At 48.1% G+C, this 22,561-nt stretch carries 22 protein-coding genes, 1 tRNA gene, 1 rRNA gene and 1 pseudogene; 8 read left to right on the top strand and 17 right to left on the bottom strand.

What is annotated here, in order from left to right:
- Positions 1 to 23 precede the first annotated feature (23 nt).
- Positions 24 to 139, top strand: a 5S ribosomal RNA gene (gene rrf, locus EHN07_RS01540).
- Between the two features lie 361 nt (positions 140 to 500).
- Here the strand turns inward: rrf and nepI are convergent.
- Together nepI and EHN07_RS01530 are read right to left on the bottom strand one after the other, a co-directional pair.
- Positions 501 to 1,685 (bottom strand): purine ribonucleoside efflux pump NepI, encoded by a 1,185-nt coding sequence (nepI, locus tag EHN07_RS01535; RefSeq protein ID WP_124022453.1) that lies wholly within the window; start codon positions 1,683 to 1,685, stop codon positions 501 to 503.
- A 227-nt stretch (positions 1,686 to 1,912) separates the two neighbouring features.
- The gene (locus tag EHN07_RS01530; protein WP_124022452.1) at positions 1,913 to 2,935 is read right to left on the bottom strand and encodes a zinc-binding alcohol dehydrogenase family protein; all 1,023 of its coding nucleotides are present in this window, start codon (positions 2,933 to 2,935) and stop codon (positions 1,913 to 1,915) included.
- Positions 2,936 to 3,073: 138 nt separating this feature from the next.
- On the opposite strand from EHN07_RS01530, the gene EHN07_RS01525 reads away from it, so the two are divergent.
- The 4 genes from EHN07_RS01525 (at position 3,074) to EHN07_RS01510 (ending at position 7,439) form a co-directional block, all read left to right on the top strand.
- Positions 3,074 to 3,982 carry a GntR family transcriptional regulator gene (locus EHN07_RS01525; RefSeq protein ID WP_124022451.1) on the top strand — a complete coding sequence of 303 codons (909 nt, stop codon included), beginning with the start codon at positions 3,074 to 3,076 and terminating at the stop codon, positions 3,980 to 3,982.
- 625 nt (positions 3,983 to 4,607) lie between these two features.
- Positions 4,608 to 5,615: a C4-dicarboxylate TRAP transporter substrate-binding protein gene (locus tag EHN07_RS01520; RefSeq protein ID WP_244202333.1), complete on the top strand. Its 1,008-nt coding sequence runs from the start codon at positions 4,608 to 4,610 to the stop codon at positions 5,613 to 5,615.
- Positions 5,616 to 5,691: 76 nt separating this feature from the next.
- The gene (locus tag EHN07_RS01515) at positions 5,692 to 6,171 is read left to right on the top strand and encodes a TRAP transporter small permease (protein ID WP_167467260.1); all 480 of its coding nucleotides are present in this window, start codon (positions 5,692 to 5,694) and stop codon (positions 6,169 to 6,171) included.
- Positions 6,162 to 7,439 (top strand): TRAP transporter large permease, encoded by a 1,278-nt coding sequence (locus EHN07_RS01510; protein ID WP_124022449.1) that lies wholly within the window; start codon positions 6,162 to 6,164, stop codon positions 7,437 to 7,439. The genes EHN07_RS01515 and EHN07_RS01510 overlap by 10 nt, the downstream gene beginning before the upstream one ends.
- 65 nt (positions 7,440 to 7,504) lie before the next feature.
- On the opposite strand, the gene EHN07_RS01505 is transcribed toward EHN07_RS01510, so the two are convergent.
- The 5 genes from EHN07_RS01505 to uxuA all read right to left on the bottom strand — a co-directional run bounded on the left by EHN07_RS01505 (position 7,505) and on the right by uxuA (position 12,854).
- Positions 7,505 to 8,209: a DUF2461 domain-containing protein gene (locus EHN07_RS01505; RefSeq protein ID WP_124022448.1), complete on the bottom strand. Its 705-nt coding sequence runs from the start codon at positions 8,207 to 8,209 to the stop codon at positions 7,505 to 7,507.
- A gap of 234 nt (positions 8,210 to 8,443) precedes the next feature.
- Positions 8,444 to 9,400: a TRAP transporter substrate-binding protein gene (locus tag EHN07_RS01500; RefSeq protein ID WP_124022447.1), complete on the bottom strand. Its 957-nt coding sequence runs from the start codon at positions 9,398 to 9,400 to the stop codon at positions 8,444 to 8,446.
- Between the two features lie 20 nt (positions 9,401 to 9,420).
- Positions 9,421 to 10,692, bottom strand: a complete 1,272-nt coding sequence (locus tag EHN07_RS01495; RefSeq protein ID WP_244202335.1) for a TRAP transporter large permease — start codon at positions 10,690 to 10,692, stop codon at positions 9,421 to 9,423.
- 83 nt (positions 10,693 to 10,775) lie between these two features.
- Entirely contained in the window at positions 10,776 to 11,312 is a 537-nt protein-coding gene (locus EHN07_RS01490; protein ID WP_208646964.1) for a TRAP transporter small permease, read from the bottom strand.
- 471 nt (positions 11,313 to 11,783) lie between these two features.
- The gene (uxuA, locus tag EHN07_RS01485) at positions 11,784 to 12,854 is read right to left on the bottom strand and encodes a mannonate dehydratase (RefSeq protein ID WP_124022445.1); all 1,071 of its coding nucleotides are present in this window, start codon (positions 12,852 to 12,854) and stop codon (positions 11,784 to 11,786) included.
- A gap of 278 nt (positions 12,855 to 13,132) precedes the next feature.
- On the opposite strand from uxuA, the gene EHN07_RS01480 reads away from it, so the two are divergent.
- Positions 13,133 to 13,570: a hypothetical protein gene (locus EHN07_RS01480; RefSeq protein ID WP_124022444.1), complete on the top strand. Its 438-nt coding sequence runs from the start codon at positions 13,133 to 13,135 to the stop codon at positions 13,568 to 13,570.
- A 25-nt stretch (positions 13,571 to 13,595) separates the two neighbouring features.
- On the opposite strand, the gene EHN07_RS01475 is transcribed toward EHN07_RS01480, so the two are convergent.
- Entirely contained in the window at positions 13,596 to 13,886 is a 291-nt protein-coding gene (locus EHN07_RS01475; protein WP_124022443.1) for a Bor family protein, read from the bottom strand.
- A gap of 245 nt (positions 13,887 to 14,131) precedes the next feature.
- Here EHN07_RS01475 and EHN07_RS20795 point away from each other — a divergent pair.
- Positions 14,132 to 14,222, top strand: a pseudogene (locus EHN07_RS20795) (cell filamentation protein Fic); the annotation flags it as partial.
- Here the strand turns inward: EHN07_RS20795 and EHN07_RS01465 are convergent.
- From EHN07_RS01465 to rpsU, 5 genes are all read right to left on the bottom strand, one after another.
- Positions 14,220 to 14,378, bottom strand: a complete 159-nt coding sequence (locus tag EHN07_RS01465; RefSeq protein WP_124022442.1) for a hypothetical protein — start codon at positions 14,376 to 14,378, stop codon at positions 14,220 to 14,222. The pseudogene EHN07_RS20795 and the gene EHN07_RS01465 overlap by 3 nt on opposite strands.
- Before the next feature lie 131 nt (positions 14,379 to 14,509).
- Positions 14,510 to 14,585: transfer RNA gene (locus EHN07_RS01460), tRNA-Ile, on the bottom strand.
- Positions 14,586 to 14,771: 186 nt separating this feature from the next.
- Positions 14,772 to 16,610: an RNA polymerase sigma factor RpoD gene (rpoD, locus tag EHN07_RS01455; RefSeq protein WP_124022441.1), complete on the bottom strand. Its 1,839-nt coding sequence runs from the start codon at positions 16,608 to 16,610 to the stop codon at positions 14,772 to 14,774.
- A 154-nt stretch (positions 16,611 to 16,764) separates the two neighbouring features.
- Complete coding sequence (gene dnaG / locus EHN07_RS01450; protein ID WP_124022440.1) at positions 16,765 to 18,510, bottom strand: DNA primase; 1,746 nt, start codon at positions 18,508 to 18,510, stop codon at positions 16,765 to 16,767.
- A gap of 166 nt (positions 18,511 to 18,676) precedes the next feature.
- The gene (gene rpsU / locus EHN07_RS01445) at positions 18,677 to 18,892 is read right to left on the bottom strand and encodes a 30S ribosomal protein S21 (protein WP_001144069.1); all 216 of its coding nucleotides are present in this window, start codon (positions 18,890 to 18,892) and stop codon (positions 18,677 to 18,679) included.
- A 246-nt stretch (positions 18,893 to 19,138) separates the two neighbouring features.
- Between rpsU and tsaD the strand changes: the two genes are divergently transcribed.
- On the top strand, positions 19,139 to 20,152 hold the full coding sequence (gene tsaD, locus EHN07_RS01440; RefSeq protein WP_124022439.1) for a tRNA (adenosine(37)-N6)-threonylcarbamoyltransferase complex transferase subunit TsaD: 1,014 nt from the start codon (positions 19,139 to 19,141) through the stop codon (positions 20,150 to 20,152).
- An 86-nt stretch (positions 20,153 to 20,238) separates the two neighbouring features.
- On the opposite strand, the gene ureG is transcribed toward tsaD, so the two are convergent.
- From ureG to ureE, 4 genes are read right to left on the bottom strand one after another with little or no spacing between them, the layout of a single operon-like run.
- Positions 20,239 to 20,856 (bottom strand): urease accessory protein UreG, encoded by a 618-nt coding sequence (gene ureG, locus EHN07_RS01435; protein ID WP_014071813.1) that lies wholly within the window; start codon positions 20,854 to 20,856, stop codon positions 20,239 to 20,241.
- 9 nt (positions 20,857 to 20,865) lie between these two features.
- Positions 20,866 to 21,540 carry an urease accessory protein UreF gene (locus EHN07_RS01430; RefSeq protein WP_124022438.1) on the bottom strand — a complete coding sequence of 225 codons (675 nt, stop codon included), beginning with the start codon at positions 21,538 to 21,540 and terminating at the stop codon, positions 20,866 to 20,868.
- On the bottom strand, positions 21,540 to 22,079 hold the full coding sequence (locus EHN07_RS01425) for a HupE/UreJ family protein (RefSeq protein ID WP_124022437.1): 540 nt from the start codon (positions 22,077 to 22,079) through the stop codon (positions 21,540 to 21,542). The genes EHN07_RS01430 and EHN07_RS01425 overlap by 1 nt, the downstream gene beginning before the upstream one ends.
- A gap of 9 nt (positions 22,080 to 22,088) precedes the next feature.
- On the bottom strand, positions 22,089 to 22,553 hold the full coding sequence (gene ureE / locus EHN07_RS01420) for an urease accessory protein UreE (protein ID WP_124022459.1): 465 nt from the start codon (positions 22,551 to 22,553) through the stop codon (positions 22,089 to 22,091).
- Positions 22,554 to 22,561: the final 8 nt, after the last annotated feature.

Genomic DNA, 22,561 nt, shown 5'->3' with positions numbered 1-22,561 from the left:
GACGGTTGATGAAACAGAATTTGCCTGGCGGCACTAGCGCGGTGGTCCCACCTGACCCCATGCCGAACTCAGAAGTGAAACGCCGTAGCGCCGATGGTAGTGTGGGGTCTCCCCATGCGAGAGTAGGGAACTGCCAGGCTCCAAATAAGTGGAAAGCCCTGTACTGATGTACAGGGCTTTTTGCTGTCTGCGATTTATGAATTCCCCCTGCCCAGCTAAGCTATATCCATCACGCTTTGAACAGCCATATGAACCAGATACGGTACATACCGGCACCGTTCGTTAATCAAGGACTTACTACGATTTTGCAAAAACAGAATAACGCATCTTCTTGTTTGCTATGCCATAAAGCTGGTGTTACAGAAGACCTATTGGCGCCGACAGGAAAACGATACTGCTATCTGGAATAAGTACGTTAAGCATTCCTACACAAATGCAGATTATCTTCCTGCCCGCCGGTTATGCATCGCGCTGTGAGCGTGAGGAAGGGCGGGAATAACTTACTTTGCTCGCACCTTTGTTGCCACCAGAATCGCCGTCAGCAACATCAAGCTACCGGACAATACCAGCGGTGAAAGCAGGCCGAAGTTATCCAGAGCGAACCCGCCAATAGCGGCACCGCAAGTGTTAGCTAGCTGAATAACCGCAACCTGAACTGACCCCGCTTTTTCTGCCTGATCGGCAAGTGAGCGGGTGATCCACGTAGACCAGCCGACGGGGATCAGTGCGAAGGCCAAACCCCATATAATGGCAACGGCTGAGGCAACGACTTTATCGCTTCCCCACAACACCAGAACCAATGCACTCAGTGCCAGAATCAACGGTGCGAGGGTCAGTGCCAGCTTGAGAGAGCGTTTGAGGAAGACGGCGGAAAGGGATGTTCCGATAAAGCTCGCAATACCAAAGCTCAGTAATACTAGCGTCAGACCATCGACATCGAATCCGGCGAGAGTCATATACACCGGACGGATGTAGGTGAAGAAAGCGAACTGCCCGGCAAAAGTCATAAATATGGCTATCATACCCGCCATCACTCCCGGGCGTTGTAGCAGGCCAAATATGTTTTGCTTATGCAGTGTGGATTCACCTGGCAGCGGCGGCAGTGCTTTCCATACCCAAATGATGCAGGCGACACCCATCAATGCTGCGCCGTTAAACACATTGCGCCAACCAATAATGCCTCCTAAAAAGCTGCCCAGCGGAGCGGCGATAACCAGTGCGATTGAGACTGCGCCGAAGATCACCGACAGGGCTTTTGGCACGGTACGCGCAGGGACCAGCCGCATGGTTAAGGAGGCTGACATCGCCCAGAATCCGCCAAGGGCAATCCCTAAACAGGCGCGACCAATTAACAGCATCGTGAAGTTTTCGGCAAAGGAAACCAGCAGGCAGGAGAGAGTGAGTAACACAGAAAACAGAAAGACCACGTAGCGCCTGTCGGTTGAGCGGATTAGGCTTGTGACAAACAGGCTGGCAAACATGGCGACAAAAGCGGTAACGGTGACCGTCTGCCCGGCCATGCCTTCAGAGATCCCAAGATCCTGCGCCATTGGCGTCAGGAGGCTGACGGGTAAAAATTCCACGGTGATCAGACAGGCCACGCAAAATGCCACGGCAAATACTGCTGACCAGTTAGGTCGCGATACGGCCTGTGGTTCGATTGTTTCTTTTATAGACTCACTCATTTTCTCGCCTTGCGCTACTTTCAATTAAGCCGCGTAGTGTAGCACCGCAAGTGTGACGCATTTAACGTTTTGGCAACTTTTTAGCTAAATTTTATGGCGCTGGAAGTAGGTGAAAGAATGTAAAGGGTCGAAAGCTCGCGGTATTGATGTTGCGTGAATCTGGGAAATAATCAGCATTACCCTCTCTTGAATAACGCTGACAATATCATATTCTCAATTTTTCAGGCTCAGAATTTAATAATGCCCTTGATTAGTTGTGGGTTATTTATTACATCCTGCTCGTAGATTTCTGCAAGTCCAGGAAACGGGTAACGGTGTGTCAGCATCATTTGCGCGTTTAATGCGCCTTGTGCCATTAGACGACCCACTTTGGCAAAGTCTTCTTCCGTAGCGTTACGACTACCCATCATGGTGGTCTCTTTTTTGTGAAACTCCGGATCTGAGAATTGCAGGTCCCCCTTAAACAGGCCGACGAATACAATGCTGCCACCATGACGGATAAGATTTATTGTGTTATTCATGGCGTTCTGGTTACCCGTGGCATCAATAACTTTTTGTGCCAGAGATCCGCTGAACGCCGCGCGAATTTGCCGTTCAAAATCCGCATGTGAAGGATCGAGCGTTTCCAGCCCGAGATTTTTTGCTACATGCATACGCCGTGCCTCGCTGGTATCGGCGACAATAACGTGTGCGCCATCGGCTTTAGCAATCGCCGCTGCTCCCAGGCCGATAGGACCAGCACCTACCACCAGAACATGCTCATTGGGCCGAATGGCAGCGCGGCGTATTGCATGGGCGCTAATGGCAAAAGGTTCTATCAGCGCTGCGGCCTCAGGATCGATACCCTCTACCGTCAGCAGATTGCGTTCTGGCACGGCTAAATATTCGCTAAAACCACCGTCCTGATGGACGCCAATAACGGAAATATTTTCGCAGCAGTTGGTACGGTCGCTGAGGCAGGCAGGACATTGATGGCAGGCAATATAAGGAATAACCGTTACCTGCTGCCCCACTTTAAGGCGATCGATATTTTTCCCTAATCTGACAACCTCACCACATATTTCATGGCCCAAAACACGTGGATAGCTAAAAAAAGGTTGATGGCCACGCCAGGCATGAATATCAGTTCCACAAATACCTACCGTTTTGATTTTAATTAAGGCTTCCCGATTACCGGGTTTTGGGATAGGTCTTTGCTTCCAAACTAATTTTTTAGGTTCATCGCAGATAAGCGTTTGCATAGTGTTCATTGTTTATGAGCTCCTGTTTTATTTACCGATTGTTATTGTTTAAAAACAGTGAAGTCAGGGGCGTTATATGTCATGGATGTGAATAGGAACGCAAAAAAATGTTTTAAATTGGGTTTTAATGAAGAAAAGGAGGTGAGGATGAGCCGCTCACAAAATTTACGCCGCAACGTCGTTAATCAAATTATTGAGGGTATGGCAAAGAGATATATCCCCTCGCCGTTACCTTCACAATCGGCACTTGCGGATATGTTTAGTATCAGCCGTACTACTGTTCGCCATATCCTGTTGCACCTAGAGTTACGCGGTGTGTTGGTTAAAATAGGTAGTAATTACAGCATGATAAGAGTTCCTGATGAAGAGGATGGGTTTGAATGCATCTCTATTTCTCCGGAAGAACAAACTCGTATATTTGAAAAATCGTTTTTTTCGATGATTAACCAGCGGCAATTACAGGCAGGGGAAACGTTCAGTGAAATGCAACTGGCTAAAATAGCAGGAGTAAACCCATCGGTTGTAAGGGAATATTTATTAAAGTTTTGCCGCTACAATTTAATTGTCAGTGAAAAGCGAGGCCAATGGAGTATGAAGGAGTTTGATCAGGCCTATGCTGAGCAATTATTTGAACTTCGTGAAATGCTTGAGCTCCACTCACTGCAAAATTTTCTTAACTTACCTGATTCAGACCCGCGCTGGTTAAGTGCGAAAACATTGCTTGAACATCATAGAGTGTTGAGGAATACCATTGGTGATAATTTAAAAATGTTCTCACAATTGGATCGTGACTTTCATGCTCTGATCCTTTCGGCCGCGAGGAATGTATTTTTTGATCAATCACTTGAGATCATTTCTGTCATATTTCACTTTCATTATCAATGGGATGAAAGCGATCTTAAGCAGCGCAATATTATCGCTATTGACGAACATATGATCATTCTTAGCGCACTTATTTGCCGTAACGATCTGGATGCTGTTATGGCGCTACGCAATCATTTGAATACTGCTAAACAGTCGATGATTCGTTCAATCAATCAGAAGATTCTGCGGTAATGGTCCTTCACTCACGGATCAGTTGGTGTTTATCATGTGCGTCTTGAGCGCCAATGAATCGGGCAATCGCCAGCAGCATTTGTGAGCTGCTGCTTGTTATAAATAGCGATGTGGGTGGAATTGATTATCTTTGCCGCAATGCAGAAAGCTAAATGCCACGGGCCACTGCGTATTGCCCTTTAGGCTAAAAAAGCAGGTGAGTTCAGATCATCAAAGATATTATCTGAGAGATACCGATCTCTGTGGGTAGCATCGCGAGTGGCTGGAACAATCCAGGCTGCATATTTTTATAACATCATAAACAATGGGGGCAGTATTCGTTAACTGCGGAAAATTATTACATTCTAGATAGTAACCATTGTAATAGTTTCCGCTTAAAGGATTACTTATTTTGAGGTTATTATTTACGAAGAATAAAAACAGATTAAAGACCGAAAAAGTTAAGCGGTTGCACAATAATCGACAGATATGGATCTGTTACCATAACGCTGCATCTATCGTCAGTAGAATCCAATACGTAAATTTAGTTATAAATAAAAAATAGCAAAAAATTAAATAGCTGAACCAGTTTACATTCTAGAAAAAAACAACAAACCGGAAAACCCTGCACATAACAACGGAGAATATGATGAAACTATCTGCTTCATATATAAGAAAAATTTTTGCTACGGCAATAGGAGCGGTGATGTCTATTGCTGCGTTCAGTGGGATAGCCCAAGCTGAAGCAAAATATATTCTGAAAGTGGCTTATGAAAATAACCCCGGGGAACCGTTCGATAAGGCTATTCACGAATGGGCCAGATTATTTAAAGAACAAACCGGAGGGCAGGGTGAACTGATCCCATACCCAAGCTCACAGTTAGGCTCGAAAAAAGATGTTATCGAACAGATGAAGCTGGGAAGCCCACTTATCACGCTAGCCGATGGGGCATTCTTCTCTGATTATGTCCCTGATTTCGGTATTATGTTTGGACCCTATCTTGGCGCTAGCTACAAAGATATTTTCAAACTGAATCAATCAGACCTCTATAAAGAGATGAGTGGTAAACTTGACGCAAAAGGTTTGCATATTGTCACGAAAGATTGGCTATATGGCTCACGTCATATGCTCACTAACCGAATGGTGAAAACACCGGAGGATCTCAAGGGATTAAAAATTCGGGTACCCAATAATCGTATCCAAATTGAAGGAATGAAAGCAATGGGAGCGACGCCTACGCCACTGCCACTTGCGGAAGTGTATACCTCTTTGAATTTGAAAATAATTGATGGGGCAGAAAACCCGATTCCCGTACTGTATGGCCAAAAACATTATGAGGCGGCTAAATTTTTAATCCTCACCGGTCACGTAGAGAACATTACTAACCTGGTTATGGGGGAGGGAACCTGGAAAAAACTGCCTGCTAATATTCAGACTGCATTGGTGGCATCGGGTGATCAAGCCGGGACATTCCTGACTGAATTAGTGCTGATACAAGAGCAAGAAATTATCGAAAAAATGAAGCAAGAAGGCGTTACTGTAGTTGAGGTTGATAAATCATTATTTAAAGAAAAATCTAAATCGTTCTACACAAAATTTCCAGAGTGGACGCCTGGTTTATATGACAAAACACAAGAAATAATTAATTTATAAAATTTGTCTGTGAAGCCATAATCTTATGGTTTCACTATTCAATTTCTGCTGGATTGGCGGTAATGAGGGGTATGTCATGTATCGGCTGTTGAATAATTTGAGTGATATTCTGTCCTCGTTGGCAGTCGCATTTATTGTATTAATTACCATTGTTGCAGTGTTAATGCGCTGGATTTTAAATGATCCTTTACTTTGGGGAGAAGAAGTTCTTATTGTTTGCTACATTTGGTTGGTAATGCTAGGTGCGGCCTCCGCAATGAGCAAACGCATGCATGTCAGTATTGATGCTTTTACCAGTCTTCTACCATTCAGAGGGCGACTTGTGTTCGCGATTATCACTCATGTGATTTCTATTGTGGCGCTTAGTTTTTTAGGTTATTTAGGATATGAGTTATCAGGAATTGCTGAAGATAAAATCACCTCCATTCTCGGTATATCCTATTTTTACATTGATATTTCTGTGCCAATTGGTGCAGGGCTTATGGTCTTATTTTGCTTACAACATTTGTATCAGGATATCATTAAATTTAAAAAAGGGGAGGAGGTATGTCTGTAGCCGTAGCTTGTATTATTCTGCTGTTGTGTTTTTTAATAAATCTACCTATTTTTCTCAGCGTGCTGGTGTCATTACTGATCTATTTCTTTATGTCAGGAGATATATCCCCGTTAATTGCTATTCAGCGTATTATCGGCGCGGGCGAAAATGTCACGCTGTTGGCCATTCCTTTCTTTATCTTATTGGGGAATTTGTTAAATTATACTGGCATAACCCGTAGGATGCTTAAATTTACAGAAGTGCTTTCTGGGCACTATCCCGGTGGATTAGCACAATCAAACGTATTGCTCAGTACCATGATGGGAGGGCTATCTGCATCAAACCTTGCTGATTGCGCCATGCTGTCAAAAATGCTGGTGCCAGAAATGACCAAACTCGGTTATGGCCGAGCCTTCTCTGCTGCGGTAACTGCTGCAGGGTCATTAATTACGCCGATCATTCCTCCTGGTATTGCGCTTATTATTTACGGTTTTGTCGCTGATGTATCCATCGGCAAAATGTTTATGGCAGCAATTATTCCTGGTTTGCTGTGTTGTGTCGCATTGATGTTAACCATCTATTTTTTGGCAAAAAAACGTGGTTATAAACCTGCTCGTAGCCATGGTCCAACTTGGTGTGAATTATGGGAAACCGGGAAAGGGGCTTTCTCCGCGTTATTGCTGATATTGGTTATTATCGGTGGGATTCGTTTTGGGATTTTTACCCCAACCGAAGCTGGTGCCGTTGCAGTTCTGTTTGTTATAGTAATTGGCACACTTTTCTATCGCGAGATGTCTCTTAAAGATATTGCTGCATCCTTTTTGGAAACAGCTCGATCCACTGCTGGCGTGATGCTCATTATCATGACCTGTTCTGCTTTGGCCTGGGTATTAACCAACGAACAAATAGCCCAGAACGTAGCCCAGACGATGACTAGTATTTCTGACAATCCGTATGTCTTCTTATTGATCGTTAACGCCGTCTTGCTGATATTAGGCATGTTTATCGAAGGTAACGCTGCAATTATTGTGCTGGTCCCTTTACTGATGCCAACCGTGAAATTGTTAGGGATCGACCCTATTCATTTTGGGTTGGTGATGATCCTCAACCTGGCGATTGGTTGCTTAACACCGCCAATGGGTACGGTCATGTTTGTCGCAACGTCGATCACCGGAGTAAAAATTACCGAGTTTATTCGTGAGGTTTTACCGCTGCTTGCTGCCTTAATCCTGGTGCTGCTGATGGTGACATTCATTCCGGCCCTGACAACATTTTTACCGGGACTATAATCCCGGAAAGTATAAATGCCTGATAAAAACCCGCTGTTTCTATGAGTATATAATTGATTTCTATTCTAGAAATCCAGCTCCAGCGCAAAACACAGATAGGCCATCAATAGAGAGCAATGTTGAAATTGCTCGAGGCAGAAGTTGATGGCATCTGGCTTGCAGAGCTCTTCAAAGTCGATGTTCTTTATCGCGATATAATCTTTACGTTTTAATTCCGTCAGCAGGGGATGAGTCTGGTCGAAGCCTTTTGGCGGACGAATCAGGCTATCGCCATCCATGGTAAATCCACGAGCTTGCAACGCCTGCAATGCTTTTTGATAAGCGTTGGGATTTTCATCAATACACCGGCGAATGGCATTTAAAACTTTTGACTCCGGATGCCAGATTCCGGCCGCGATAAAGCAACCTTCCGGGGCAATATGGAGATATAGGCCAGGCGCGTGGACATCCTTGCCCTGGAAATGACGAAACTGAATGCCGACATTGGTTTTGTAAGGGGTCTTATCTTTGCTGAAACGGCTGTCCCTTTGCGGGCGCATAAGGCTGCCACCCACTTTTTTCGGCACCGCAGTGAGTTTGGGAGAAAGGGCAACAATACCAGGCTGCATCTGTTCAATAAACCGCAGAGCAGGTGTTCTCACATTATTTTCGTATTCATCCTGATTTGCTTTAAACCAGTCGCGTGAGTTGTTTTGTGCCAGTTGATTAAGAAAGTGCAGAGTGGCTGGGCTGAACGTTGTTTTTGCCTGCATCGGTGTTTGAGTCGCCATTATTGATAACGCCTTATTAATGCCAATGAACGGGGTTAGCAGCATCTCACAAAGGCGATATTGAGCAACTTATTCTGAGCTATGCCAGCAAAAGGTGTGCAGATAGTAAACGCCCCAGGCAACAAGTCTTCTACCCGCGGGAAAAGAAACTGAGGCCTACGGAAGGCCTCAGTGAGGGAAGTAAATATCTACCGGAATAGGGGCCGATAGTAACCTTGTGTTAGCTAATAAAAATTACTGTGCCTGGATTTCGTCCAGCAAAGGAACAAGTTCCGGGTTTTCTTTTCTGAATTTTTCATAGACAGGCTTAACCGCTTCCTGGAATTTTGGAATGTCACTTTCAACAAATGTCACATTGTTTTTCTGCAGCTCTTGAATAGATTTATCAACGTACTTTTTCCAGTTTTCATCCTGAATTTTCACCGTCTCTTTTGCCACTTCGCGAATAGTATTACGGTCTTTTTCTGAGAGTGAATTCCAGATCTGAGTGGAAACGACTAATACATCCGGAACCATGCTGTGTTTGTCATAAGAGAAGACGTTCTTCACCTCAAAATGGCGAGATGAATAATAGGATGGGATATTATTTTCTGCACCATCAACCACACCTTGTTGCAAAGCAGAATACAGCTCGCTATAAGGCAGCGGTACCGGTGTCGCGCCCAACGCTTTAATGGTATCAATAGCCAGCGAAGAGTTTTGTACGCGGATTTTCATCCCTTTTAAATCTTCAGGCGTTTTGATTGGCTTACCGGTATAAAAACTACGCGATCCGGCATCAAGAAAAGCCAGGCCAATAAAACCTGAATTTTTGGAAGATTCAAGAATCTTATCGCCAATCGGGCCCAGCAGGACCTTATCGTATTGTGTGCGGTCTCGGTATAAATAAGGTAAGGATAAAAGCTTATAATCGGCTGCAAAAGCAGTCAGCGGTGCGGCACTCACTTTGGTAAAAGCAATATTTCCGTTTTGTACCATTTGCAGTAATTCAGTCTCATTACCCAGTTGACCATTAGGATAAACTTTTACTCTGACATCACCCGTGCGCTCTCTGACCTGCTTGGCAAACCAGTCCAGTGAGTTGTGCACTGGATGTTCCGTTGGTAATTCATGTGCCAGCTTCAGATTGGCTGCATACGCGCTGCCCATAGTGAGGATTGACAGGCTGCATGCAAGAATGATTTTTTTCATGGTATCGTCCTTTATATTAATTAATATTTATATCCTGCCAAACCTGGCAGCCACAAAGAGAGTGATGGGAACAGCGTGACTAATGCCAGAGTGGCGATCATCAGTAAAAATAGAGGTAACATTTTTGGAATAACGCTTCCTAATTTGATACCGGAGACGCTGCACCCGACAAACAGTGCTGTACCCACAGGTGGCGTACAGATACCGATACACAGGTTAAAGACCAGGATGATGCCGAAATGAACCGGATCGATACCCAGCTGCGTCGCGATAGGTAAGAAAATAGGGGTGAAAATCAATACGGCTGGCGTCATATCCATAAATGTGCCGACAACCAGTAAAATAACGTTCATCAACAGGATAATCGTCAGGGGATTTGTTGATGCTTCAAGTACAAAATTAGAAATAAACGTTGGGATATCAGCATTAGCCATTGACCATGACATCGCTGAAGAGGTTGCCACCATTAATAAGACAATTGACGTCGTAATAACACTCTCAATCAGGATAGGGTACATGTCTTTGAATTTAAGTTCGCGATAGACAAGTCCCAGGAACAAAGCGTAAACCACAGCAATAGCGGAGGCTTCTGTGGCTGTAAATACCCCACCAAGGATGCCGCCCATGATAATTAATACCAGGCTAAGGCTTGGCAGTGCGTCCAGAATGACTTTGCTGACTTTAGCGTGCGAAACAATTCTTTCCCGAGGGATATTGTAGTGTCGGCCGAAGAGAAATATCCCCAGCATAATGCTCAATCCCATCATGATGCCGGGAATATAGCCGGCAATAAAAAGATATTGCACGGAGGTGCTGCTTACCAGGCCAAATAAGATAAGAATATTTGAGGGTGGAATCAGCAGGCCGGATGGGCATGAGGCAACATTTACTGCAGTCGAGAAATCTTTCGGATAATTATGTTTTTCTTGCAGAGGGCGCATGATGCCACCCACAGCTGCTGCCGATGCGGCGGCGGACCCAGAAAGTGAACCAAAGAGCATATTCGCCATGACATTCACATGAGCAAGGGACCCTGGAAGGCGTCCTCCCAGCAGCATGGCAAAGTTAATTAATCTGGTCGCGAGGCCGCCGCGGTTCATCAGATTGCCCGCGACAATAAAGAAGGGTAGCGCCAGTAAGCCAAAACTATCTAAGCCGTTCGCCATTTTCTGCGAGATGAGCACGGTTGCTTTATCAATAGGGAAATCAATAAACACCGTTAACATTGCTGCAATGCCTATTGAGAATGCAATCGGCACACCGATTATCAGCAATACAGCCAGCACACCCATCAATACAAATACCGGAAGGAAATCATGAAATGCATCTGGTGCGTTACTGAGGAACTCCTGGGTAAATAATAAATCCGTGAGTGTCATAGAGAATCTCCTTCCGCTGGATGATGACTTTCTTTTTTCATTAATGCGATGAATGAACTAATAATATCGACGATACCAAAGTAACTGATAAAAGCACCCGCCAGCGGTACGGCCAGATAAACGTAACCAATCAGCAAATTACTACCAAAAATAACTATCCCTGGTGATATTTGGCCATTGGATAATGTATTTGAGACAAGGTCATATCCACCATAGGTAAATACAACTAAAGAGAAGGTGATAATTACAAAGTTAATAATAATACTCAGCACCAGCTGACCGGTACGGCCTAGCTTGGGGGCGATTAACTCTAATGCTAAATGACGTTTGATGGCGTAAGTATATGCTCCCCCTAATACGCCGATCCAAATCAGTAAATATCTTGATAACTCATCGGTAAAACTTGATGGATCTTTTAAAACAAATCGCGTAAACACCTGCCAAACGACAGATATGATCATCGCAACCATAAATAGTGCTAAGACACCACACAGTGCCCGGATTAAATGGTTGTTTATTGATTTGATTATCATGGCGAACCATCCTCTGGTGTTTAAATAAGTATGCTGCCAAATAACTACTAATGTTATTTAATTGTTATTGCCGTTACTCAGTACATGTTGCTTTTCAGGCATACCTACATCTCCTGCTATTATCCAGGACGAGTTGATATGAAGTGCTTTGGGAAAAATCTTCGCTTAGTATTATGGCTAAGTTAATAATCCTCTTCAGTATCAGTCTGTTTAGAAAGATCAGAATACAGCTTTAATTAAAATAAAAAACGGTTTCAGATCACAATATTTGAGTTATAGAATAATCACCTGGTAAAATTAGTGGGCTTGCAGATTATCAAAGGCCGTGGCAGTTGAAACCTACCTACACTGATTCAGACTGGCGGTAAAATTTTTGCTTCACCTTATCTTTTGGGATGAAAAATGTACAAAATGGACAGCATTTATACACTTCATTGAGTAATCAATGCTGCCTTTAATTTGGATGTGGATTTAGCGCTTCTGTTTCTGAAGCCCTTCCCAGAGACCAAGAAGATAAGTTACGCCAAGAGCCCGATCAAAAAGACCATAGCCTGGACGGCCTGTTTCTCCCCAGATAAAGCGCCCGTGATCTGGCCGGATATAACCTTCAAAACCGTTATCGCTTAGTGCTTTCATCACTTCATACATATCCAGAGAGCCATATGAAGAAGGGTGAGCGCATTCATAAAAATCCTTATCCTTAATTATTTTGATATTTCGGACATGGGCAAAATGAAGACGTTTACGACGAGTAAACTCAGCGAGGATTTCATAAACATTATTATCAGGATCTTCTGCAATGGATCCCGTGCAAAGAGTGATGCCGTTTGCTTCCGAATTAACGGCATTACAAATCCAGTCCAGATCGTTTCGATTTTTCACGACTCGGGGTAGCCCGAAAATTGAATAGGGAGGATCATCAGGATGGATAGCCATTTTGACCCCTACTTCCTCACAAACAGGGATAATTTCTTTAAGGAAATAGACCAGATTATTACGTAATTTATCGTCATCAATCCCTTCGTACCTGGCAAACAATTCCTGAACCTTCGCTAAGCGTTCAGGCTCCCAGCCAGGGAGGGCAAAGCCATTTGAGTTATCAAGGACTTCTTTGACAACATCGGTGAGACTCTTGTCGATATCCTTTTTCTCGAATGCCATCGTCATTGAACCATCCGGTAGCTGGTAGTTCATGTCCGTTTTCATCCAGTCGAAAACAGGCATAAAGTTATAACAGATAACTTTCACACCATAGCGTGCCAGATTGCGGATTGTCTGCTTGTAGTTCTCAATGCAACGATCGCGATCCGGTCCACCGATTTTGATTTCGTCGTGAATATTCACGCTTTCAATGACTTCCATTTTCAGGCCAGCCTGATGGGCGTATCCAATGAGTTTTTCAATTTTATCCGCAGGCCATGTTTCACCAACAGGCACATCGTACAGCGCTCCAACAACGCCCTCGACTCCCGGAACCTGGCGGATATGCTCAAGCGGAATTTTATCTTCTTCTGGTCCGAACCAACGCATTGTCATGTGCATTTATATCGTCTCCATTTAGGTTGTGTGCTTATTTACTACCATACTAGAATTTATCGGCGCGAAGTATAATTTCCTGCAAAGGGTAGGCAAAAAATTTTCATAAATTTGGCAAGCGTCACTGAAGTTGTCGTGTGGTGATGAGAAATGGCTGTTTATTTTTTAATTAACAGCCATTGAAGAGGGCGGTGTGACGGAGCCGTTACAGAATGCTTCTATTTAATCTTTGGGCAACAGCAGTCGCTTTACAGACAGACATAGTTTTGAAAGGAAAACAGAAAATGGCAAAAATATTGTCACTTCTTGTAGCATCTCTGCTAATAAGCGGCTGCGCCAGCATCGTGGGTGAACAGGCGCAGACTCTGTATATTGAGAGTAAACCTACGGGGGCAAACTTTGTTATCTCTGATAACCATGGAACGATCGCAGCTCGTGGAATCACGCCGCAATACATCACATTGCCAAAGGCTGACGGCAGCTACTTTGGCAAGCTCTCCTACACCGTCACCTTCCTGGATGCGAACCACTACCCCACCATAGTGCCATTACAGTCGCGACTGAACGGTTGGTACACTTTCGGAAATTTGATCACCTTCGGTATACCGGGCTGGCTACTAATAGATCCATTTAATGGCGGGATGTACAAAATATATCCAATGCAGATTAACGCCATAATGCGGCCCTGCCCACGTGGTCCATTTAGTTATACCTGCCCATAAATGGCTGCGGCCAGTTGATAGATGATTAGTTGAGGCAGTAGATTTTCGCTTCGCGTGGGCTGTATAAACCCATTGTGAAGGTTGATGCCAGTGCGTTGAGCATAGTTTGTTTTACTTCCACCTTTGCAACCTTATTTGCTGAACCGCATACTGCGGCCGCATCTATGGTTTTCTGTTGAGCGATGCCATGCAGGAAAAAGTGCTGAGTCAGCGTTTGACGAGGGGTCAGTGTTACACCGCTATTAATCATAAAGGTTTGTTGCGCACAGCCGGCTAGCAGTAGCGCGGCTATGATACCGGTAAGCGTTGTTTTCATTATTCTTCCATTAATTATTGATCCTAATAGTAAAGCGGCATGAGGAGTGGATTCTTAAACGGTAGTAACCAGGCTGCAAATTTTCCTCATATGGCAGCAGGCTTCAGTTTCGTGTAATGGTGGAGAGAGGCTTAATCGGGCATCGTAACCACAGTTAATCATGGAACATGTTGTTTAGCATTTAGGGAAAGGCGTGGGCATGTCACTCATTCATGACTAAGGTTATTCACGGCGGGGAAGGCTGACTGGATTACAGCTTATGGGATGAGCACAAGGCGTTTTACTTCAAGGTAATACAGGCGCGAATCAGAGAACTATAGCCCCATGATGCAGCTAACGGGCAAGGCCAACAGCTTTCGCCTGTGCTTGATTTTGTTTGAGCTGCTGCTCAATTTTTTGCACAGAAACACCCGTTTCGATAGCGGTAGAGCTGGCGACAGAGCGATAAATCTGAGCTTTTGTAACCTGAGATTGGGTAGATTGTTTTCCCATGAGCAAGCCCTTGTCATATTTCTCAGGGTAAAAGCTGAGATTTCGGGTGTGAAGCAAAAATGTTACCTGATTTTAATTTAACGCAAACAAAAAGGACCTGGATAATTTCTTATCCAGGTCCTTGTTTTATTTGGTGGCCCCTGCTGGACTTGAACCAGCGACCAAGCGATTATGAGTCGCCTGCTCTAACCACTGAGCTAAGGGGCCGTGGCGCAGGATTATAATGTAACTCAGAGCTTCAATCCAGTGATTGTGTAGCATCTGCTGGTTTTATAATCAAAGTCTAATCAAACTGTTATAATTTTCAGCTCTGATATTGGGGCTGGCTATAATGCCTGGGTATGCAGACAAAAAAGCCCTCGCGAAGAGGGCTTTTGAGGGAGCGATGTGTAATTAGTCGTCCAGGAAGCTACGCAGAACTTCAGAACGGCTTGGGTGGCGCAGTTTACGCAGTGCCTTCGCTTCGATCTGACGGATACGTTCGCGGGTAACGTCAAACTGTTTACCCACTTCTTCCAGCGTGTGGTCGGTGTTCATATCAATACCGAAACGCATACGCAGGACTTTTGCTTCACGCGCGGTCAGGCCAGCCAGAACGTCATGCGTTGCATTACGCAGGCTTTCAGAAGTTGCAGAGTCCAGCGGCAGCTCGAGGGTAGTATCCTCGATGAAATCACCCAGATGCGAATCTTCATCGTCGCCGATAGGCGTTTCCATGGAGATTGGCTCTTTAGCGATTTTCAGCACTTTACGGATCTTGTCTTCCGGCATCAGCATACGTTCTGCTAACTCTTCTGGCGTCGGCTCGCGGCCCATCTCTTGCAGCATCTGGCGCGAAATACGGTTGAGTTTGTTGATAGTCTCAATCATATGCACCGGGATACGGATGGTACGCGCCTGGTCGGCGATGGAGCGAGTGATAGCCTGACGGATCCACCATGTTGCATAAGTTGAGAACTTATAACCACGGCGGTATTCAAACTTATCAACTGCTTTCATCAGGCCGATGTTACCTTCCTGAATCAGGTCGAGGAATTGCAGACCACGGTTGGTGTATTTCTTAGCGATAGAAATTACCAGACGTAAGTTTGCTTCAACCATCTCTTTCTTCGCACGGCGCGCTTTCGCTTCCCCGATAGACATACGACGGTTGATATCTTTAACCTGCTCAATGGTCAGGCCGGTTTCTTCTTCAATCTGCTGCAGTTTCTGCAGGCTACGATGCACGTCGTCCGCAACGTCATGCAGTTTCTCAGACCACGGTTTGTTCATGGCGATAGCCGCGTTGAACCAGGTTTCGCTGGTTTCGTTGCCGGTGAACAGGGTGATGAAGTTTTTCTTCGGCATTTTGCACTGTTCAACACACAATCTCATGATGAGGCGTTCTTGCGTACGAACACGGTCCATCATGACGCGCATGCTGTTTACCAGGTAGTCGAACTGCTTCGGCACCAGGCGGAACTGTTTGAAGACTTCTGACAGCTGCTGAATCTCAGCGGCAGCATCAGCATGTGCACGGCCTTTCGCTTTGATCGTGTCGCGAGTGCGTTCGTACTGCGTGCGCAGTTCGCCAAATTTCTCACGGGCAAGCTCTGGGTCGATGCTGTTGTCATCGTCAGCTTCTTCTTCGTCTTCTTCCTCATCGTCACTATTAGTGTTTTCTTCGCTGGTTAGCTCAGAACCAATGTGAGTGGCGGTAGGGGCAAGGTCTTCTTCAGCATTCGGGTCAACAAAGCCGATGATCAAATCAGACAGACGTGCTTGTTCTGCTTCTACGCGGTCGTACTGTTCAAGCAGGTAAGTGATCGCTTCCGGATATTCAGCAACGGAGCACTGCACCTGGTTGATACCGTCTTCGATACGCTTAGCGATATCGATTTCACCCTCACGGGTTAACAGCTCAACGGTACCCATTTCACGCATATACATGCGAACCGGGTCAGTGGTGCGCCCAATTTCAGATTCTACGCTGGACAGGACTTGAGCGGCGGCTTCTTCCGCATCTTCGTCCGTGTTGTTTGAGTTTTCAGCAAGCAACAGGTCATCGGCGTCAGGTGCTTCTTCCATCACCTGAATGCCCATGTCATTGATCATTTGGATGATGTCTTCGATCTGATCGGAGTCGACGATATCTTCCGGCAGATGGTCATTGACCTCGGCATAGGTCAGATAGCCTTGCTCCTTGCCTTTGGTAACAAGAAGTTTTAGCTGTGACTGCGGGTTTTGCTCCATAAGACGGTATCCACACTTCAGTATTAGGGTTGGTGTCGGTCGGCGAAACCGCCAACAATAACGTAACGAGGGCTGACTTATTTTATTGCCGCTGCCCATCCTTGCGGCGTTCGGGTTTGACCCGACTAATGTTCGGCAGTTAAGCCGATAGTAATTACTTTTTCGCGCGTGATTGCGTTATCACGCGGACTTCCTCACGTTCCGCAGGGGTAAGCCCCGTCGTTCTGGAACGTGCCATCAATTCTTCAAACCTTAACTCCAGCACCGAATCAAACATATGTTCAAGTGCGTCGTTGAACGTTTTTTCTGCAATGTCCTTATCTGCTATATCGTCCCATGAAGAGAGTTTTTCAAGGGTGGCGGCCTCATTTGTGCCGCGATAGAGCTCTAAAAGCTGCCCGGTGGTTAAACCAGGTTGCGCCAGGCAGGTGTTTACCAGGTCGATAAACAGTTTTAATCCTGGCAACTTCGCCTCTTCCAGACCGCTAAGCGGCGGCACACCGGGTGCCAGCTCTGGATTTTGTACCAGCAGTCCTATCAGTATACGCATGGTTGTGCGTTTTAGCTGCGGAGCGGGACGCGGCGTACTGTTTTCCGCAAGCTTTGGCATCAGCTTTTCAAGCTGGCTATCGTCCAGAATGCCCAGTTTGTTACCCAGCTCCTGGCGCAGATAAATACGCAGCGTTTCACCAGGTACCTGACTAATCAGGGGCAGCGCAAGGGTGCTCAGTCGCGCACGACCGTCAGGTGAACTTAAATCGACCTGCGGCATCAGGCTGTTAAACAGAAACGTCGAAAGCGGCAGGGCATGTTCCATGCGTGCTTCGAATGCTTCTTTTCCTTCTTTACGCACCAGCGTGTCGGGGTCTTCACCGTCCGGCAGGAACATAAAGCGCAGCTGACGTCCGTCCGTCATATAAGGTAGCGCAGTTTCCAGAGCACGCCATGCAGCGTCTCGTCCTGCGCGATCCCCGTCATAACAACAGACAACGGTATCCGTGACGCGGAACAGCAGCTGAATATGGTCGGCGGTGGTTGAGGTACCCAGCGAGGCCACGGCGTAGGAAATGCCGTATTGCGCCAGCGCCACTACATCCATGTAACCTTCTACCACCAACAAGCGCGCCGGTTCCGGCTGGCTTTGTTGCGCTTCATACAGGCCATACAGCTGGCGGCCTTTATGGAAAATATCGGTTTCCGGGGAGTTCAGATACTTTGGCTGGCCATCGCCCAGCACACGGCCACCAAAACCAATTACCCGGCCTCGCTTATCGCGGATGGGGAACATCACCCTTTCGCGGAAGCGGTCGTAACTGCGACCCTGCTCGTTGGTGACCAACATGCCCGCATCCGTCAGAGCCTGACGGTTTTCGCTATTGCCACCAAAACGTTTTAAGACGTTATCCCAGCCGGGAGGGGCGTAGCCGATGGCGAAGTGTTGAATAACCTCGCTGCTTAAACCACGCCGCGTCAGATACTGGCGTGCAGATTCAGCCGATTGCTGAGCCAGGGATTGCTGATAAAAGGCGTTCAGGCCATCCATCAATTGATACAGACTTTGCCGTTGATGACGCTCAATCTGGCTTGGTCCGCTACCGACTTCGTAAGGCACTTCAAGATTGTGCATTGCCGACAGTTCTTCAACGCTTTCGACAAACTCAAGCTTGTCATAGTTCATTAAAAAATCGATGGCATTGCCGTGTGCCCCACAGCCGAAGCAATGGTAAAACTGTTTTTCACCGTTTACGGTGAAAGAGGGGGTTTTTTCGTTATGGAACGGACAGCACGCATGATAGTTCTTGCCCTGCTTTTTAAGCTTAACACGCGCATCGATCAGATCGACGATGTCGGTGCGAGCCAGCAAGTCATTGATGAAAACACGTGGAATTCGTCCAGCCATAGGCCCCGTTTGGTACTCGCTTTCTTTCAGGTTTGCGAAACTGCGGCATGGTGAAAGAGAAGGAAGTATGTCAGTTGATGAACGAAAATAAGCCGCGCATTCCTTTCGGAAGCACGGCCTTTACAACTACTACTGGTCTGTTCCGGAGGCGTAAACCCCCAGGATATTAGTACAGACGAGTGCGGCGTGCGTTTTCGCGAGCCAGTTTCTTCGCGTGACGTTTCACAGCAGAAGCTTTAGCGCGTTTACGTTCAGTCGTTGGTTTTTCATAGAACTCACGACGACGAACTTCCGCCAGAACACCTGCTTTCTCACAAGAACGCTTGAAGCGACGCAGTGCTACGTCGAATGGCTCGTTTTCACGTACTTTAATTACCGGCATTAACTCTCACCTTTGATAAATTCGGTTTGCCGCTGACTGAGGCGTCAGCTATTTCAAAATGGTGCGGAATTTTACTGCAACTACTGCTGCTTTGTAAAGCACCGGACAACCAGAAACCTGGCTTTTAAGGCCGGAATCTTCCAAGGGTGCGGATTATACACCACCTGCGCCCAGTATGTGAGCAAAGTTTTACAATAAGCGCTCAGGAGCTTAAACTCGCCGCAAGACTTTGAGGTAGAGACCGCCATGCGTGTACTGGGTATAGAAACATCCTGTGATGAAACCGGCATCGCCATTTACGACGATGAAAAGGGTTTGTTAGCTAATCAATTGTATAGTCAGGTGAAGTTGCACGCTGACTATGGCGGCGTGGTGCCGGAGCTGGCTTCCCGCGACCATGTGCGCAAAACCGTGCCGTTGATTCAGGCGGCGCTGAAAGAGGCAGGATTAACCGCACAAGATATTGATGGTGTGGCCTATACCGCAGGTCCGGGTCTGGTAGGGGCGCTGCTGGTAGGGGCCACCATTGGCCGTTCACTGGCGTTCGCCTGGGATGTTCCTGCGGTGCCGGTGCACCATATGGAAGGGCATTTACTGGCCCCGATGCTGGAAGAAAACCCGCCTGAGTTCCCGTTTGTCGCCCTGCTGGTCTCCGGTGGTCACACACAGCTGATTAGCGTCACCGGTATCGGTCAATACGAGCTGCTTGGCGAGTCTATTGATGATGCGGCAGGTGAGGCTTTTGATAAGACAGCCAAACTACTGGGGCTCGATTACCCGGGCGGCCCAATGCTGTCAAAAATGGCGGCGCAGGGCACTGAAGGGCGCTTTACGTTCCCGCGCCCCATGACCGACCGTCCTGGGCTTGATTTCAGCTTCTCTGGCCTGAAAACATTTGCCGCCAATACCATTCGTGGTAATGAAGCCGATGCGCAAACCCGTGCTGATATCGCGCGGGCGTTTGAAGATGCGGTGGTTGATACGCTGATGATCAAATGCAAACGCGCACTGGATCAAACGGGCTTTAAACGGCTGGTGATGGCCGGTGGCGTGAGCGCCAACCGCACACTGCGAGCGCGAATGGCTGAGATGCTGGCAAAACGCCGTGGTGAAGTGTTCTACGCTCGTCCTGAATTCTGTACCGATAATGGCGCGATGATTGCCTACGCGGGCATGATTCGGCTGAAAGCCGGAACGGCGGGTGAGCTGAGCGTGACGGTGCGCCCACGCTGGCCGCTGGCTGAGCTGCCGAAGGCGTGATTTTTTTGCCCGGTGGCGCTGCGCTTACCGGGCCTGGAAAACCGTAGGCCGCACCAGGCGAAGCCGCCACCCGGCGGTAAACGGCACTAAACCCGCAGCATCCCTTTCTCTTCCAGAAACGCAATAATCGTCGCTAAACCGTCACCCGCTTTCAGGTTGGTAAACGTCCATGGACGTTCGCCGCGCATGCGGTTGGTGTCGCGCTCCATCACCTCCAGCGAAGCACCGACGTAGGGCGCAAGGTCGGTTTTATTGATCACCAGAAAATCAGATTTAGTGATCCCCGGCCCGCCCTTGCGTGGGATCTTCTCCCCTTCGGCCACGTCGATAACGTAGATGGTCAGATCCGCCAGCTCCGGGCTGAACGTCGCACTGAGGTTGTCGCCGCCGCTTTCAACGAAGATCAGATCCAGATTACCGAACTTCTCGCTTAACGCTTCCACTGCTGCCAGGTTCATTGAGGCATCTTCGCGGATGGCGGTATGCGGGCAACCGCCCGTCTCCACGCCCACAATGCGTTCCGGTTCAAGCGCACCCGCCTCGGTCAGGATCCGCTGATCCTCTTTGGTGTAGATATCGTTGGTTACCACCGCAAGGTGATATGTATCGCGCATTGCCTTACAGAGCGCTTCCAGCAGAGCGGTTTTGCCCGATCCTACCGGGCCGCCCACGCCAACGCGCAGGGGGTGTTTATAATCAGCCATGTTGACTCCTCAGGAACGGAATAGTCGTGAATATTGTGTTTCGTGGCGCGCAGAGGCGATGGCGGACAGCGGCGTCGCTGCTCCCAGCGTGTCGTCGTCACGTAAAAATGTCTGTTCAAACCCGGCGGCAAAATGGTCGCTCAGGTCGATAATCAGCTGCTGCGCTGCCTGCTGCCCAAACGGCACCAGCTTGACGCCCGCCATCACCGCGCTCTCAAGCCAGCTGTAGCCAAGGCTCAGCGCCAGCTCGCGTGCACCAATGCCCCACCGCACGCCGAGCCATGCCATGCCGCAGAGCTGGCTCTGCATAAACAGCGGTAGCCATTCTGCCGGGCAATCTGGCTCCCAGCTTTTGATCAGGCGAGTAAAGGCTGCGCCACGGTTGCGTTCTTCATCACGCAGTTCGCGCGTTTCCCGACAGGCGAGCAGGTATGCTGTCCAGCGTTTTGCTGCCGCCAAATCCTGATGCACGCAGGCACGGTACAGGCGAATAAATAGCGGCAGGTCGACGCAGAAAAAGCTCTGCTCCATCTGCTGGATCTGCCAGCGTTTGAACGCGTCGGCGTTCGTGACCCACCCGGCTTCTACAGCCCACTCCAGCCCCTGCGACCAGGTAAACGACCCGACCGGCAGGCTACTGCTGGAGAGCTGCATCAGGCGCAGCCACTGGCGGGAGTACTCCATCAGCTCATCAGCGCCAGCAGGGCAGAGACAATCAGCCCGCCGCCGAAGGTTTTACGCAGGCGGTCGTGACGGCGCAGCAGTAATCCTGCCGCGAAACTGATGCACAGCACCATGGCACTGGCAAACATAAAGCCGCTGGTGAATAGCCAGAAGCTGTGGCCGGACATCTCCACGCCGTGCGCCCAGCCGTGGAACATCGCCAGGGCAGGTACCGCCAGCAGCAGGCGGTTTTCGGTTTTAAACATCATCACGCCGCAGACCGCCAGCGAGGCGATAATCAGCATTTCCACGCCGCTAAAGCCGCCGAGCAGGCTACCCGCCACGGCACCGGTCAGCATCATGCCGAGGGTCGCCAACGGCAGCAGCAGCTTGCGGCCGCTCAGCGCGGAGAGCACGCCTGCACCGGTCAGCATCAGCAGATGATCAAGCCCGGCCAGAGGGTGAAGAAAGCCGGCCTGGAAGCTGTCAGTACCGTGCCCAGGATGGGCAAGCGCCGGAACGGAAAAGGCCAGCAGTAACAGGGGGAAGAACTTGCGCATGATTAATCCTTAATGTGAATGAGCGTGAGAGTGGCTATGGTTGTGGGCTGCGCTGGTATAAGCCCCTGCTTCCGGTTCAAACGGCAGACTGGCGAAGGTCACCTCCAGCCCGAACTGGTGCAGCATGTCGTCGAGAACGTGATCGTGGTGATAGCGCAGTTCACCAGGCATGATTTGCAAAGGCACATGGCGGTTGCCCAGGTGATAGCAGGCGCGGGCGAGCAGGAACGGATCGGCGCAGCGCACCACAGAGACGGACTCTGCTGCTGCGATCACTTCGATCACCTCGCTGCCGTCGTCGGTGGTCAGCAGATCCCCGCCGCGCAGCAGCAAACCACGCGGTAGCATCAGCCCGGCCTCGCGGTTGTCGCTCAGCGCTACGCGGGCGCGGCTTTTCACCCGCACGTCAATCGGCAGCGTCACGCTGGCGGTGATGGGGTGGGGGTGGTCCAGGCGTTGGGTTAGATAGATCATCATCACTC

The organism is Buttiauxella warmboldiae, assembly GCF_003818135.1.
GTDB lineage: Bacteria > Pseudomonadota > Gammaproteobacteria > Enterobacterales > Enterobacteriaceae > Buttiauxella > Buttiauxella warmboldiae.
This window is presented reverse-complemented; position numbering and strand designations above follow the sequence as displayed.